We start from the raw sequence: 15138 nt of genomic DNA on the forward strand, positions 1-15138 counted from the left end.
CTACTTCTGCACGTTGGAGAATGATTTACTTTCGGTAATGACGATAGCCATCTCGGGACACATCAAGTCACACAGTTTGCATCCCGTGCAATCCTCTACTCTGGCCACGATGGGAACATAGTAGCCTCGTCGATTCAACTCGCTGGATGGCTCAAAAACGTTGGTCGGGCAGAACTCGATACAGATATCACACCCCTTACAATAGTCACCATTGATCTCAATCTTCTCCGGGGCATGTTTTTTCGGCTTTGACATGTTGGAGAGTATAATTGGAAAATCGACAATTTCCAACATTTTTCGTTCATTATTCGACAGTGGAACATAAAGGCTTTTTTGCACGTTATTCGGGCAGGAAAGGGTCGGAGAAAGGGATTGATTTTGCGGCAGCCAGCAACATTCTTCATCCCTGAGGGAGTCATGAGACTTGTCGCGGACCCATAATGGCTACGAGTAACTTCATGCTTTCGTTATTTGCAGTAGATACGACATAATACAGTCTCCATCTTTCGGGAGGAACAAAAACCATGTGATCCCATTGGTCGAATGATTTAGTTTCAATCGTGGTCAGTCTTCACACACGGAATATGTTCACAGTACAGGTCAACTTTCGGGATGGATTGACCAATACGATATTCAAGGTTACTATCCAGAGTTGCAATAAGAGCTTTTTCCATACAAGTATTAGCCTGACAAATTTGATCATTCTTGAACGGATACGGGCATCGATTCACTGTGATAACCAGTCGATTTTCAGAAAATTCACTGACTTTCCAATCATCGCTTATCATATCGAATACTTTTAGGATATATTTCCCAACTTGGGCAACACCCTTCATATTCATGCCGCTTATTTGTATTATCTCCAATGCTGGTACCGAACTTTCTGCTAACGTCCCGAATCAGAACAAGACCATCCTCACCGAATCTTTCCTAGATAGCTTCATAAAGACTGCACGCCGTTTCATATAGTCGGGTACAGCACGATAATATTTCTGTTCAACTGTTAATTGCTCAAATTTCAGTTCTTTGGGTAAATTCATGCTAAAATGCCTTGCCGCTGTTTGGGAATCACCTTATATTTTCTACAACAGAGTTTCCCCCATCGTTATCTTCAACCTCATCAACTGATCACAAGATAGAGAATCTGTAATTGAAACTAAAATTCGATTTATGTGAGTACATATTTACCGGCATGCGAAGAATAACAATTCGTCAAAAAAGAGGAAGCTATTGAAAATCTATTGACAACAGGCGCTTGTTTCTTACGTTAGGAGCGATCAGGTCACAATAGACTTGGTGTTACGAGGAAGTACAGAATAAGATATTCTCCGAACCCTGCAGGGCCCCAGTGGTCAGCAGGGACTCTACGGCCGGAGGAGCAATCTTCCGACCTGCCCGGTTTGGCAAAGGAGAACGATGTAAGCGGTGATCCGCTGCCAACCGGTAGTGGTTTTTTTTATGGCTGGAAGAATCGAAATTGCGTATGTGCTCGCTGGCGGACGAAGTAGTCGGATAGGAACCGACAAATTGTCGTTGATTATCGACGGTGTGACTCTTCTGGAACATACGACCACGAAATGTGCGGCTGTTCTGGATCAGGTCAAGCTGGTGGCGCCAAAGGTCGGCAAATTGTCAGAATTGAGTTTTCCGGTTGTTCTGGACAGCCCGAGTGCGGCCGGACCGATGGCCGGCGTAATCGCTGCTGTAGAGGATTGCCGGGCAGAGAGTTGTTTTGTGACCGCGGCCGATCTGTTTGATCTCAGAGCCGAAGTAATCGCGTTGTTGGTTTCGCAGTATCGGGGCCAGCAGTACTTCGGGCTGATGGAGCCGTTAGGTATTCAACCTCTCTGCGGCATCTACCACAAGTCGGCGCTTACTGTTCTGTATGCAAGGGCCAATCAGGGTAGATTCGGCATGACTGATGCTGTCAGACAAATGGATACTGACTCAATCGTCTTGCCTCAGGACCAGTGGAGAAATATCAATACTCCGGAGGATCTGGCTTCGGTGAGGGATTACGATGCTTGAACTTGGAATTGTCGGAGCCAAGAACTCCGGAAAGACTACCGTGGTTGAGAAACTCGTATGCAATCTGGAGAAAAACGGAGTGCGAACAGCAACAGTGAAACACACTTCGCATTCTCACCGATTCGACACCCCGGGTAAGGATAGTTATCGCCACCGTGAAGCCGGGGCCACTCTGACGGTCATTGTAAGCGAGGAAGAAGTGGCAGTTTTCGCAAGGCCCGACACGCTTGAGTGGACCCGGATACAAGAACTGACTGACAATCAATTTGACATCTGGCTGGTTGAAGGTGAGCGCCGGTCGGATCGGGCCAAGGTGTTGGTGACGAGAGAACTCGCCGACATGGAGAGACCACTACCGAACAACATTGTTGCTACTATCGGCCCTGAGCGGGTTGACAAGGTAGACAAACATTTTGAGCCGGATGACTTCAGAGCTCTGGGTTCGTTCGTAATCGACACTATCCTCAATAGTGGCAAGGAGGCTCAGTAGTGACTGCCTGTACCACACCCCGCTATCTGCGCGTGTCGTTGCTATCGGGATGCAACCTCAATTGTACTTACTGCCGTCCGGAAGGTCAGTCAGAGCCGGCTCTGATAGCCGATTCCGACCGGTTGAATTCAGCAATTGAGTTTCTCCTCCGGGCCGGAATTCGAAAGGTTCGTTTCACCGGAGGAGAGCCAACCCTCCACAAGGATTTGGCAGCAGTCGTGGCCCAAGTGAAAGCGATGGACTCCGGCGTTCATACGGCGATAACCACTAACGGTGTTCTCCTCGGGGACCTTGCACCGTCATTGGCTTCGGCCGGTCTCGATTCGGCCAACATCAGCCTCGACACCCTTGATCGTGTAAGGTTTCAGTCCATAACCGGCCGGGATCAGTTAGACAACGTCGTTCACGGGATAGAAACCGCCGCAAGCTATATTGGACTGGTCAAATTGAACTGCGTCTTGGTACGCGGAACCAATGACCATGAAGTGTCCGACCTCATCAGGTTCGCCAACGACCGAGGGCTCGACATTCGGTTCATCGAGTATATGCCTAATCGATTCAGTGCTCCTGGTGACCCCCGGTTCATCTCGGGTGATGAAATCCGCGGGCGTCTGCCATGGAATCTGAAACCGTCATTGATCAGTCCCTCCAGTGCTACGCGATACTACTCCACCCTGGACCTGAGCATCAGAGTTGGGTTTATCAGCCCGATCAGTCATCCGTTTTGCAGCGGCTGCGACCGTTTGAGATTGGCCGCCGACGGCATGCTGTACGCATGTCTCTTTGATTCGCAAGCCTTTAACCTTTATGATGTGATGGTAGCGGGGCCTCGCAAGGCCGATGCCGAATTGAAGAAATTGGTTGAGCTCAAGCGCTTTGGCGGTTGTCGAGGAGCCGTTGATAGACCAAGTGAGTTGCCGTCATTTTCTACGCTGGGAGGATAGTCATTGTGAATCCAAGTCACATAGATTCAGACGGAAATGCGAGAATGGTCGATGTATCATCAAAGGACATGACTCGTCGAATGGCCACAGCCGAATCACTCGTCAAACTGAACAGTGAGGCATTCGAGGTGCTTCGTGACAATTGGGCTACCAAAGGAGATGTGTTGACGGTCGCTCAGTTGGCGGGGATTGGAGCGGCCAAGAAAACCTCGGAGTTGATTCCGCTCTGTCATCAGGTTCCCCTGGATCGTGTGGAAATCACCTTTAGTCTCGACAGTGAGGATAACTCGGTAAGAGTATCGGCGACCGCTGAATGTTTTGCGCGAACCGGAGTAGAAATGGAGGCGCTGACTGCTTGTTCGGTAGCGGCTCTGACGATTTACGACATGCTGAAAGCGGTTCAGCGCGATATTGAGATCGCCCATGTTTACCTGGTGAAGAAATCAGGAGGAAGGTCCGGTGACTATGTCCGGTGAAATCCATGCCATGTCTGTGTCCTCTGAAACCGGACAAAAAAAAGAGAATGTTGAATCGGCAATGTTGGCTGAGAATTTTGGTATTGTGGGTGACGCCCATGGAGGTTCTGAACGTCAGATATCGCTGCTGCCGTTCGAGGCATTCGCCGAGGTTCGTGAACACATTCCTCAGATCAAGCCGGGTGATTTTGCGGAGAATATCACCACTTGCGGACTTGATATGTCGTCGGTGTCCATTGGTGATCGACTCAGTATCGGTGCTTCGGTGAAGCTGGTGATTACCCAGATTGGCAAGAAGTGTCACGATGGATGCTATATCAAGGAAGCGGTTGGGGATTGTATTATGCCGCGCATCGGTTTGTTTGCTCGAATCGTTGCTGGAGGCACGGTCCGTGTCGGCGACACGATTAGATGGGAACCGCGCAGTGCATGATGTCGGTATCATAATCGTTTCTGATCGAGCTGCGAGCGGCGAGCGCGAGGATACTTGTATTCCGGTGTTCAGAGATCACTTGAACGACGACCAATTCAGCCTGGTCCATACTGCTGTTGTGCCTGATGACATCAAAGCTGTTCAGTTGGTCTTACGCGAAATGATCGACAAGGAGTACAGCCTTGTGTTTACCGCCGGTGGTACCGGATGTAGTCCTCGCGACAGAACTCCCGAGGCTACGACACCGTTCTTGGAGAGGCGAACGCCGGGAATCGACGAAGCAATCCGTTCTTTCAGCGCACAGAAATCTCCTCACGCGGCGTATTCCCGAGGCATATCGGGTATTGGAAGGAAATCGCTCATAATAAATCTGCCCGGCTCACCGAAAGCGGTGGGGGAGATACTGTCATTCCTCAAACCAACCCTGGGGCATCCCCTTCGATTAATCTCGGGGGAGAAGATCGATTGCGCTACGGAGCTATGAGAGCATGATTGAATTCGATCAGGCTTGCGACCAGATATTGGTTCATACCAGGTGTCTCGGTAGTGAAGATCGTTTGATTGAAGCTGCGATTGGCTGTGTTCTGGCTGAGGATATTACGTCTCCCATGGATGTTTCACCTTTTCGGAATTCAGCAATGGATGGTTTTGCTGTTCGTTCCGAGTGGCTGTTGGATTGCTCGGAAAGCCAGCCGTTAACCATGTCTATCGGTTCAACTACTTTTGCTGGTGACAGGACAGTTACTCAACCTGCGATGTCAACAGTGGCTAAAGTGATGACCGGTGCTATGGTGCCGACGGAATGTGACGCTGTAGTTCCGTTCGAAGATACCGATTATGATGACCACCAAGTGACTTTTTGTCGTTCCATAGCTGCCGGATCAAATGTCCGCCAGGCTGGTGAGGACATCAAATTGGGACAGAAACTGTATTCTGAGGGAACCGCGATGGGAGCGTTGGATATCGGAGTCCTTGCTACGATTGGCAAGCGAACAGTTTCTACATACCGCCGTCCGTCGATTTTGATTCTGGGCACCGGAGACGAACTTTTGAATCCGGGCGATGAACTCGTACAGGGCAAGATATACGATTCAAACACATTCACTATACACGCGCTGGTTTCACCCTTCTGCGAGCGGATTGATCGGGTGTGTGGAGTACGAGACCGCGAAAAGGAGCTCGCACGAGCACTGGACTCATCGCATGATATTATCGTCACTACTGGAGGAGTTTCGGCCGGAGAGCGTGACCTGGTGGTGGATATGGCCGAGGCGATCGGTTGGAAGAGAGTCTTTCACAAGGTGGCTATTAAGCCGGGCAAACCGGTTTACTTCGCTACCCGCGACAGCCAGCTGCTGTTTGGTCTGCCGGGAAATCCATTGTCGACAGCCGTCACCTGCTCCGTCTTCCTGATTTTGGCATTGAGAAAAATGATTGGATTTGAGGACTACCGCTTACGCCTGAAACCGGCAAGGCTAGCGCCGGAGGCCATCTGGAAATCGGGAAGAAAGCTCATCTGGCCCGGTTTTATAAGAGAGGAAGCTGGACAGATGGTAGCAACTTTTTCGCCGAAGAGGTCGTCGGCTGCCCTAACCGCGCTAATGGGGACTGATGGGTTGGTATTTCAGTCGGCCACAGACGAAAACTCAGAAGAGGTGAGGGTCGAGATCATACTTTGGGATCACATTTTAAGAATTTAGCCAGCACCACGCCCCCCTCCACTAGCAATGAATCCCCTGACGCTGATCGTTGCATCCGCGAGAATATCGCGGGCATGCGCTTCTCGCTGATGGAGGTATCCGGAAGCCTGGGGGATTTGGGCACTTTCGTTCCGTTGATATTAGCAATAACACTGACCACCGGGATGGATATTGAAGTGATCTTGGTTCTCGCGGGGCTAGCCAATGGGACCACCGGTTTGTATCGATGATCGAAAGTCTCTGCAGGTGTGGACCACAATCCTTTGTGTTTACAGTGTTACTTATAACTGGCCAATGCTCCGTGTGGAGAACTAGATGAACCTCATAGATTGATTAGGATTTCTTTCAGATAGTAGAGATAGCCAACTGACAACGTCGGAAAAATCGTTTGACCTTGTGAATTTGGAGCCTATATTGGTGCTTTCATGTTCGTCGGATAATTGCCGGAGCAGAAATCTCGAAGCAGGAGTCGATAGATGACCGTATCACCCAGCACTCAAATCAAAGAAGATGTTTGGATCCCGACCAGTTGTGGACAATGTTATTGCATGTGCGGCATCAAAGCCCGCCGTCAGAATGGCATTATTACCGAATTAGCCGGGAACCCGGAGGCCCCAACCGGGCGGGGTCATATCTGTGTCAAGGGGCTTGCTGCCCCACAGTTATTGTACGATCCCTATCGAGTCAACTACCCTCTGAAGCGAACCAACCCCGAGAAGGGTCTCAATGTCGATCCTAAGTTTGAGCGGATCTCATGGGAAGAGGCACTCGACACGATAACCAAGAAACTGAAAGAATGCCACGAGCGGGACCCGCGAGGAGCGTTCTTCCAGGCGACAACCACCCAGGCTTCGGAAATTCGCTTCGGCGTCATCGGCTTCATGAAAGGCTTCGGTACACCCAATTACTGGGTATCGGGTGGCGGATTGCATTGCGGCAACGGTGCTCACTTCATGAACGGTATCATGCATGTTTCGTGGTCGATTATTCCCGACTTTGCGCATTGCAACTACGCCCTGAATTTCGGTTGCTCAAAAGGGCATGGTGCCGGCCATGTGGCTGTCCAGAATGCCACCCAAGTTGCTGATGCACGCGTGCGTGGTTTCAAAAACGTCGTCTTTGATCCCTTCCAGAGTTCTCAGGCATCCAAAGCTCACGAGTGGGTGCCGATTCGAGTGGGCACCGACGGCGCTCTGGCTCTGGGACTGGTCAACTCACTCCTCAACGAGCATGGTATCTACGACGCCGAATATTTGATGTATAAGACCAACGGCCCGTACTTGATTCGTCCGTCCGATGGGCGCTACATGCGTGACCCTGAGACCAATAATCCGCTCGTATGGGACTTGGTCGACAACTGCACCAAGGTTCACAACGACCCATCCGTGACGCGCGTCGAGTATGAAGATGAAGCCCACGAGGTTGCTCTCACCGGCACTTACTCGGTCGACGGTACAGACTGCACTCCGTCCTTCGAACTGTTGAAGGAGCACGTCAAAAAATACACACCGGAGTATGTAGAGAAGATTACCTGGGTCCCAGCGGCCACTGTCAGTCGCATTGCTAAGGAGTTCGGTGAGGCGGCCGAGATCGGATCAACGGTGACCATCCAGACCAGCAACGGACCCAAGAAGATCCCCAGCCGGCCGGTAGCGACCCACTTCTTCCGTGGCGCTCAGGGCCATACAAACTCCGGCTGGACGTGTCTTTCCATTGATATGGTCAACCACATGGTTGGTGCGGCCGACACCTGGGGCTCAGCGCTTGGCCTGGGAGCGGCGGTCTGTAGCGGTTATGAGGGAACCGGCAAGCCCCATCAGATTCCTTACCCGTGTCCGGATGGATTACTGGTGGCCGGGGCCTGGGTTTATGACCACAAGCCCTATCCGATGCGTAAGCCGGCGCCACCTACTCGGTTGGATTTGCACGACATGTTTCCGACGTCAATCTACAATGCCTTCACTATTACCAGCCCCCGCTGGTTTGAGATGCTCGAACGCTTTGACATCCCATATAAACCCGATGTCATGCTCAACTTTGGCTCCAACTCGGTAATGACGATGGGCAATTCGGAGGCGGTTACGGAGAACTTCCTCAAGAAGTTCAATTTCATCTTTTCATTCCAACTTTACATCACCGAATTCGAGGAAGCAGTGGCTGATATTGTGTTACCCGACACCTGTTTCCTTGAGCGATTCACGCCGGCTGTTAGCTTCCCGTCGACTTTCTCACATCCGCAGGGAGAGGACGACTGGGGCTGGACTATCCGGCAGCCAGTCATAGAGCCGCTGCACGAACGTCGTGACTTCAATCAGGTCATGCTGGATATCTGCGAGCGTCTCGACATACATGGGAAATTCTACAAGGGACTCAACGATTCGATTGGCGTTCGCTACGGCGGCGACATGGAGGAAAAATACAAACTGGTCGAAGATGGCAGCGTCCATCACTCCTGGGAGGACATCACTGATCGGTTGCTCAAGTCTCGGTTTGGCGAAGAGCACGGGCTGGAGCATGTACGGAAAAAGGGTGTCTTCACCTGGCCCAAAAAGAAGGAGGATGTTTATTGGAAGTGGTTTAATCCCTCGCGGGTGCCCATCTACTTCGAGTACTTCATCGACTCCGGCGAACAAATAGACAAGCTGTGGAACAAGTACAACGGGAAAGACTTCTTCGACTTCGACTGGTCTCGCTTCAAGGCGCTGGCGGATTGGTATCCATGCCCGACCCACACCGAGGACGATCCCGAGTATGACATGAACACCTTCTATTGGCGTGCGGTCATGCACTGCAACTCAATGACGCAGCAGAATCCTTATCTCGACGAATGCGGGCAGGAGGATCCCAACGTCTATGCGGTGCAGATGCATGTGGATACGGCTAAGGAAAAGGGGATTGTCGATGGCGACAAGGTCTGGCTGGAGAATCCGGAAGGCCATAAGGTTAAGGGCTGGGTCTCCCTCTCCGAGGGAATCGAACCTCACCATTTGGCAATAGCCGCGGTCGCCGGCCACTGGGGCAAGTACATGCCCATTGCCAAGGGTAAAGGGACGTTTTTCAATGACTTAGTCGAGATGGATTTGGAGCATACCGATCCGCTCACCTTTAACCAGGACATATGTGCCCGAGTGAAAATCTACAAGGCTGATGAGTAGTCGAACGATGAATCAGAACGTCGCAGAACAGTTACGAACGGAGATAACAATGCCACGGTACGGAATGGTCATCGATCTCAAGAGATGCTATGGGTGTTACGCCTGCAGTATGGCCTGCAAGACGTCTAATCACACACCGCCGGGAGTTTTTTGGGCTCGGGTTCTCGCCGGCGAAGTGGGTACTTATCCCGCCGTCGTCCGACAGGCTCTTCCCGTGCTCTGCATGCAATGCGAGGAGCCGTCGTGTATGGAGGTGTGCCCAACCGGTGCTACTCAGAAACGGGACGACGGGATCGTGATCGTGGAAAAAGAAAAGTGCATGGGCTGTAAGTATTGCACAATGGCCTGTCCCTACGGCTCGCGGTATAGCGTGGATAAATGGGAGAGTTATTTCCCCGACGGACTCCCGCTCTCACCGTTGGAGGAATTCCAGAAGAAGGCGTGGGAGGAAAAGTCGGGCGTCGGCGTAGCAACGAAGTGCGATTTCTGTCTTGACCGGCTCGCCGAGGGCCGACTGCCTTCGTGCGTGGAGGCCTGTCCGGCCAAAGCCCGGACCTTCGGAGATCTTGACGACGTCGATAGCGATGCGTCCATTCTGATTAAAAAGGAACGAGGACAAGTACTGAATCCGGAATTCGGCAATAAGCCCAAGGTCTACTACCTCTTTCCGAGGTAATGGCCGTTTACAATAGATACTCAGCCGGGAGATTTTGATATGGATCCAAAAGTCAATGGTCAGTTACAGTCCGATTGGGGTTGGCTCATTGCCATTTACCTGTTTCTCGGAGGTGTCGGCGGCGGTGCTTATACTATCGCGGCCATCAATAGCTTTTTGGGAGCGGAGTTGGAGTTGTCCACGACGGTAGGATTGTGGATCGCATTCCCCACCCTTATGATAGGGACCCTGTTCCTCCTTGCGGATTTAGGCTCACCGAGTCGGGCTATTCTGGCGGCCATGAAACCGGGGACTTCCTGGATCGCTCGTGGTACGTTGATCATTTCCGTGTTCCTGGTTCTGTCGCTGCTGCACCTGATTATACATCAGTTCACAAATATTGGAGCAACGGCCGGCGGCAAGACCATAATTGACATCATCGCCGCCGCGGGAATCGTGTTTGCTGTCGGAACTATGGCCTACACTGGCATCTTACTAAGCGCTTCCAAGGGCATACCGTTCTGGCGTTCGGGGGTTGTTCCCGTAGTCTTCGTAATCTCGGCAACGGTGACCGGCCATTTTGCGATCATGCTCGGTATGACGTTGTACGGCAACATGGCTGCCACTCTGGAACCTCTGCGGGTCATGGCGGCGGAAGCTGCCGGTCTGGTGGTTCTGGAAGTTCTGGCTATCTTGTTCTTCCTGCAAGCAGCCTATCGGCAACCTGACTCGAGAGAATCGGCCGAGCGTATTTTGCGCAAACGCATGTTCGTTTTCGGGTACTTTGTTCTTGGTCTGCTGGTGCCGCTGGTTCTGATGGTGGTCGTCTATCGCTCGGTCACCGGACTTGGTGGGGTGGCTGCGGTTGGTGCGCTACTCGGTTTGGTAGGTGGTCTGATTCTGAGGCACGCGGTTCTGATCTGCGGGGTATTGCCGACACTTAACATGGCAGGATTTCAATTCCGCCGGATTCATCGGCACAAAGAACCGAAGCCAGGCATCGGCCTGCTGCCGCCACAGTGAGATCGGTCACATAAGTTTACATCGTTTCTGGCTGATCTTGGTAATGCAATGCGATCACGGTGACAAATCATGGATAAACCGAAAAAACATCTCGAAGCTCTGAAGTACGTGCGTGCGAATCGTATCTCAACAGTTGATGCCGCAAAACCGCCTGAGGGAGAAGACGTTTGTGTGATCAAAGAAGCGGCGGTGACGATCGACGTGGACAACGTTGAGACCTATACGTTATTGTGTACCCCGACCGATAGCCAGGCCCTTGCGGCTGGCTTCCTGTTCTCTGAGGGTGTGATCGATGGAATGCAGGATGTCAGTGTTCTCAGGAGGTGCAACGATGATCCCAACATCATCCGGATTCGTCTCAGCGGCCAGGTTCCGCGATCCGATGACACTGACCGCAATCTGCTGATCGTATCATCCTGCGGCGCGTGCGGGAGCAAGAGTCTTTCCGAACGCATCAGAGCACTTCCGGCCGTTGGTGAAACCTTGAGAATTGAGACAGGTTTGCTGCGTTCAGTGCACAATGTTCTCAGTGAAAAACAGTGCCTATTCAAGGCAAGTGGCGGAACACATGGCGCTGCAGTGTTTGACCATAACGGAACGATACTCGCTTGGGCCGAGGATATAGGTCGTCACAATGCTCTGGACAAAGCGATAGGCAAGTGCCTGCTGGCGAATATTCCGGTGGCCGGTCGAGGAGTGACCCTCACAAGTCGCCTCAGTCTGGAGATGGTGCTTAAGTGTGCGCGGGCCGGGATTGAAATGATCACGGCTGTTTCAGCTCCCACTTCGATGGCGATTGATGTGGCCCTTACCTGCGGTATCACGCTCTGCGCTTTTGTGCGCGATACTCGTGCCACGGTGTTTGCGCATCCTGGTCGTGTGATCGGAATGGGCAAGTGATGAAGAGGTTTGCCTCGGAGATGGGCAACGGATTGGGTATTCAGCGAACTTTGCGCTAATTCGCTTTGTAAGCAACAGGCTGGTCTTATCAATCCCGCGACGCTATTGCACCCTGCGTTCTCAGTTCCTCTATCTTATCCGAAGAATAGTCCAGTGTTGCTGTAAGAATTTCATCAGTGTGTTCACCCAGTAACGGTGGGGGGAGACGCACCTCTCCCGGCGTCTCGGAGTACTTGATTGGTATCCCGGTCAGCCGGAGCGTACCTATCGTAGGGTGAGGTACTTCGGTAATCATGCCGCGGTGTTGTATCTGCGGGTCAGCGAACAGATGCTCCATGTCATTAACTGGTCCGCACGGAATTGCTGCGCCAACCAGCAGGTCCATCCACGTGTCACACGTTTTTTGCGCAAACAATTCTTCGATCAGGGGCAGGAGCACCGAGCGATTTTCAACGCGCTTAGGGTTGGACTCAAAGTGTGGATCTGTCAGCCAGTCTTCTTTGCCTATCAGCTTGCAGAAATTGATCCACATTTTCTGGTTTGCCACTGCAATGGCGATCGGCCGATCCTTGGTCTGAAAAACCTGATAGGGGATAATTGATTCGTGTGCAGTGCCCCAACGTCTGGCTTCTTTATTGGCGACCAGATAGTTGCTGGCAATATTGGCTAGGCCGGAAACCTGGACATCAAGCAGGCTGATATCCAGATGTTGCCCACGACCAGAGCGTTCACGCCATAACAGGGCGGATGTGATTGCCCCAGACGTGTAGACGCCTGTGAGTACATCGGTGATGGCTACCCCGACCTTGCAGGGATTGCCTTCCTGCTCGCCGGTAATATACATCAGACCGCCAGCCGCTGAGAGAACCATGTCATATCCGGGTCTGTCACGGTAAGGCCCATCCTGACCGTAGGCAGTAATCGAAGCATAGACCAGACGTGGATTCAGTTTTCGAAGGGTTTCGTAATCCAGACCAAAGTGCTTCGTCAACCCGGGTGTGAAATTTTCTACAAAGACATCGGAAACACAGGCCAGTTCGCGAATCAAGTCCAGTCCGGCCGGATTCTTGAGATCGACGACAATTGACTTTTTGTTACGGTTACAACAGAGATAGTAAGCGCTCTCGCCACCGGAGAACGGTGGTCCCCAGGTACGAGTATCATCACCGGAGCCAGGGCGCTCGACTTTTATGACCTCGGCCCCCTGATCCCCGAGAATCATCGTACAATAAGGACCGGCCAGAATCCGGGACAGGTCGAGAACACGGTAATCTGTTAGAGGTAGCTCAGGTGTGGAAGTATTGGACATCTTGCATTCTCAGGTTATTGAAACGTTTTTAATCAGCATTTGGCTATCATTATAGCTGGCAGTGTTCAAACTTCCAACCCTAATCCTGTATGAACTTGCCGAGAGAGGTGGGAATAACATTGAACGATGCGTACTTGCGCGGTTCGGATTTTCCAACCTTCTTACAGCCTCGGGCCACGCAACATATAGCTTACCGGAAATACAACGGATACCTGAATGGTGATGATCGTACTCCCTCAATGGCTGTGCTTTTTTCAATGCTGTTTTACCACCTATTGCCTTCAGATGCCATCTGACATTAGTGAAATAACCTAGGCAACTATTCTGTGCCCGAAAAGATTCGTAGTTAATGCTATAATATAGGGGAGGTTAGAAATTATTGGTGTGAGAGGATTTGAAACTCTTGTCCGCTGTTGTCCCTCAATAGGTTACGAGCAGGCAACACAATTATTAGTTATGTTAGGAGCGAGGACAGGAAGACTGAAACTAGTCTTTCTGAATTCAAGTGAAGTAGGTTAAGAACCGTTGCTCTCTGTCAAACTCAATTCCACATGGTATCTATTTGGATCAATTTGTACTGTGGGGTAGTTCGGCGGGACTATAGTCCCAGGGATCTTTGACTGGAATACGTAACTCGTTGATGGATAAGGAATGATAAGGTCACAAGGCCGCTTTTCAGCCTTGCGCAGAACCCCGTAACTTGTTATCCTTCAACCATGCCGGAGTGATGGAATTGGTAGACATCAGGGATTTAAAATCGCAAAGTCTGCATCCCGTGCAATCCTCCACTCTGGCTACAATCGGGACATAGTAGCCTCCTCGATTCAGTTCTCAGGATTTGTCGAAAACATCCGTCGGACACAATGTCTATGCAGATGTCACATCCCTTGCAGTAGTCATCGTTGATATCAATCTGCTCAGGGGCGTTCTTGTGCCGCTTAACCATGGGGCCAAGTATAATAAGACAGTCTCAGATTTCCGACACAATTCCTCTCTTCGTCTGACGAAGGAACATACGGGTTTCCCACATGTCATTCGGGCGGGATCGGGACTGCTTTTGACTGCGTGGATAGTCATAGTCGGGGTACCTCAAGGACCTTCCTGTACCCGTTCTGTCCCCGGAGTGAGGGCCGCATGGGCAGGACCGAAGAAAGGGGTTGATTTTGCGTAAGCCAGCACCTATTCTTCTCCACTGAGGGAACCATGAGGCTTTTGGCAGACTATCATAGACAACGAGTAACCTCATGTTCTCGTTAGTAGCAACAGACACGACGAAATATAGTCTCCAATTGTTGGGAGGAAGAGATGACCTATAACATTGATGATAGACAGCAACCAATTCGCGATCAGGTGAGGGAATTTGCCGAAAAGGAAGTTCTTCCAGTTTGTGAGGAATTGGATCGCAGAGAAGAATCGTTCTCCCATGAACACTACCAGAAGCTGGCTAAGGCCGGATATGTCGGTTTCGCTATGCCCAAGGAATACGGTGGTGGTGGATACTCTAGCCTTGAGTATGCAACGATGATCGAGGAACTCACCTATTGGGACGCGCCAACCGGATTGATGGCCGCCATACCGCAGCTGGCAACGTATCCTATCTACACCTTCGGTACCGAAGAGCAGAAGAAGAAATACGTATCCAAATGTGCTTCCGGCGAGATAATTCCGTCGTTCGTACTGACCGAGCGCAATGCCGGCTCTGACGCCTCCAATCAGAAAACCCTGGCGATCGCCGATGGTGATTATTTCGTTATCAACGGCGAGAAGATTTTCATCATGCATGGTGATGTATGCGACTTGGCGGTGCTGTTCTGCGTGATCGGAGATGCCAAGGCGACCCGCAAGAGAATCTCAACCATTATCGTTGAGACAGATACTCCGGGATGGAGCTCCCGTACGCTTCAGCACAAGATGGGTATGCGCGCGGCGACCACCGGGCTCATCACCATAGAGAATGTTAAATCCCCGACGGAGAACCAGTTGGGTGACACCGGCAAAGGTTTTAGAAACCACATGAACACCCTC

The 15138-nt window shown here is 51.4% G+C and carries 15 protein-coding genes; 13 read left to right on the forward strand and 2 right to left on the reverse strand.

The genetic code is table 11. The features are described from left to right. Positions 1-255: a ferredoxin family protein gene (locus tag KOO62_05820; GenBank protein MBU8933505.1), complete on the reverse strand. Its 255-nt coding sequence runs from the start codon at positions 253-255 to the stop codon at positions 1-3. Between the two features lie 1203 nt (positions 256-1458). Between KOO62_05820 and KOO62_05825 the strand changes: the two genes are divergently transcribed. From KOO62_05825 to fdhD, 12 genes are all read left to right on the forward strand, one after another. Then, positions 1459-2028, forward strand: coding sequence for a molybdenum cofactor guanylyltransferase (locus tag KOO62_05825; GenBank protein MBU8933506.1), 570 nt, complete (start codon positions 1459-1461; stop codon positions 2026-2028). Beyond that, positions 2021-2518 carry a molybdopterin-guanine dinucleotide biosynthesis protein B gene (gene mobB / locus KOO62_05830; protein MBU8933507.1) on the forward strand — a complete coding sequence of 166 codons (498 nt, stop codon included), beginning with the start codon at positions 2021-2023 and terminating at the stop codon, positions 2516-2518. Before KOO62_05825 ends, mobB begins: the two co-directional genes overlap by 8 nt. Next, positions 2518-3462, forward strand: coding sequence for a radical SAM protein (locus tag KOO62_05835; GenBank protein ID MBU8933508.1), 945 nt, complete (start codon positions 2518-2520; stop codon positions 3460-3462). The genes mobB and KOO62_05835 overlap by 1 nt, the downstream gene beginning before the upstream one ends. Positions 3463-3464: 2 nt before the next feature. Next, positions 3465-3938: a cyclic pyranopterin monophosphate synthase MoaC gene (gene moaC, locus KOO62_05840; protein ID MBU8933509.1), complete on the forward strand. Its 474-nt coding sequence runs from the start codon at positions 3465-3467 to the stop codon at positions 3936-3938. After that, positions 3928-4371: an MOSC domain-containing protein gene (locus KOO62_05845; protein ID MBU8933510.1), complete on the forward strand. Its 444-nt coding sequence runs from the start codon at positions 3928-3930 to the stop codon at positions 4369-4371. The genes moaC and KOO62_05845 overlap by 11 nt, the downstream gene beginning before the upstream one ends. Then, positions 4331-4855 carry a MogA/MoaB family molybdenum cofactor biosynthesis protein gene (locus tag KOO62_05850; GenBank protein ID MBU8933511.1) on the forward strand — a complete coding sequence of 175 codons (525 nt, stop codon included), beginning with the start codon at positions 4331-4333 and terminating at the stop codon, positions 4853-4855. Before KOO62_05845 ends, KOO62_05850 begins: the two co-directional genes overlap by 41 nt. Before the next feature lie 4 nt (positions 4856-4859). Then, positions 4860-6071: a molybdopterin molybdotransferase MoeA gene (locus tag KOO62_05855; protein MBU8933512.1), complete on the forward strand. Its 1212-nt coding sequence runs from the start codon at positions 4860-4862 to the stop codon at positions 6069-6071. 74 nt (positions 6072-6145) lie between these two features. Then, positions 6146-6301: a hypothetical protein gene (locus KOO62_05860; GenBank protein MBU8933513.1), complete on the forward strand. Its 156-nt coding sequence runs from the start codon at positions 6146-6148 to the stop codon at positions 6299-6301. 246 nt (positions 6302-6547) lie between these two features. Further along, positions 6548-9226 (forward strand): molybdopterin-dependent oxidoreductase, encoded by a 2679-nt coding sequence (locus tag KOO62_05865; protein ID MBU8933514.1) that lies wholly within the window; start codon positions 6548-6550, stop codon positions 9224-9226. 64 nt (positions 9227-9290) lie between these two features. Further along, complete coding sequence (locus tag KOO62_05870) at positions 9291-9902, forward strand: 4Fe-4S dicluster domain-containing protein (GenBank protein MBU8933515.1); 612 nt, start codon at positions 9291-9293, stop codon at positions 9900-9902. Positions 9903-9941: 39 nt separating this feature from the next. Continuing rightward, the gene (gene nrfD, locus KOO62_05875) at positions 9942-10904 is read left to right on the forward strand and encodes a polysulfide reductase NrfD (GenBank protein MBU8933516.1); all 963 of its coding nucleotides are present in this window, start codon (positions 9942-9944) and stop codon (positions 10902-10904) included. 69 nt (positions 10905-10973) lie between these two features. Next, positions 10974-11804 carry a formate dehydrogenase accessory sulfurtransferase FdhD gene (gene fdhD, locus KOO62_05880; GenBank protein MBU8933517.1) on the forward strand — a complete coding sequence of 277 codons (831 nt, stop codon included), beginning with the start codon at positions 10974-10976 and terminating at the stop codon, positions 11802-11804. Between the two features lie 88 nt (positions 11805-11892). Here the strand turns inward: fdhD and KOO62_05885 are convergent, their stop codons facing one another. Next, positions 11893-13113, reverse strand: coding sequence for a CoA transferase (locus KOO62_05885; protein ID MBU8933518.1), 1221 nt, complete (start codon positions 13111-13113; stop codon positions 11893-11895). A 1305-nt stretch (positions 13114-14418) separates the two neighbouring features. On the opposite strand from KOO62_05885, the gene KOO62_05890 reads away from it, so the two are divergent. Continuing rightward, positions 14419-15138 (forward strand): acyl-CoA dehydrogenase family protein (locus KOO62_05890; protein ID MBU8933519.1); only part of this gene is annotated, 720 nt, incomplete at its 3' end.

Source organism: Candidatus Zixiibacteriota bacterium (genome assembly GCA_019038695.1).
GTDB lineage: Bacteria > Zixibacteria > MSB-5A5 > GN15 > FEB-12 > B120-G9.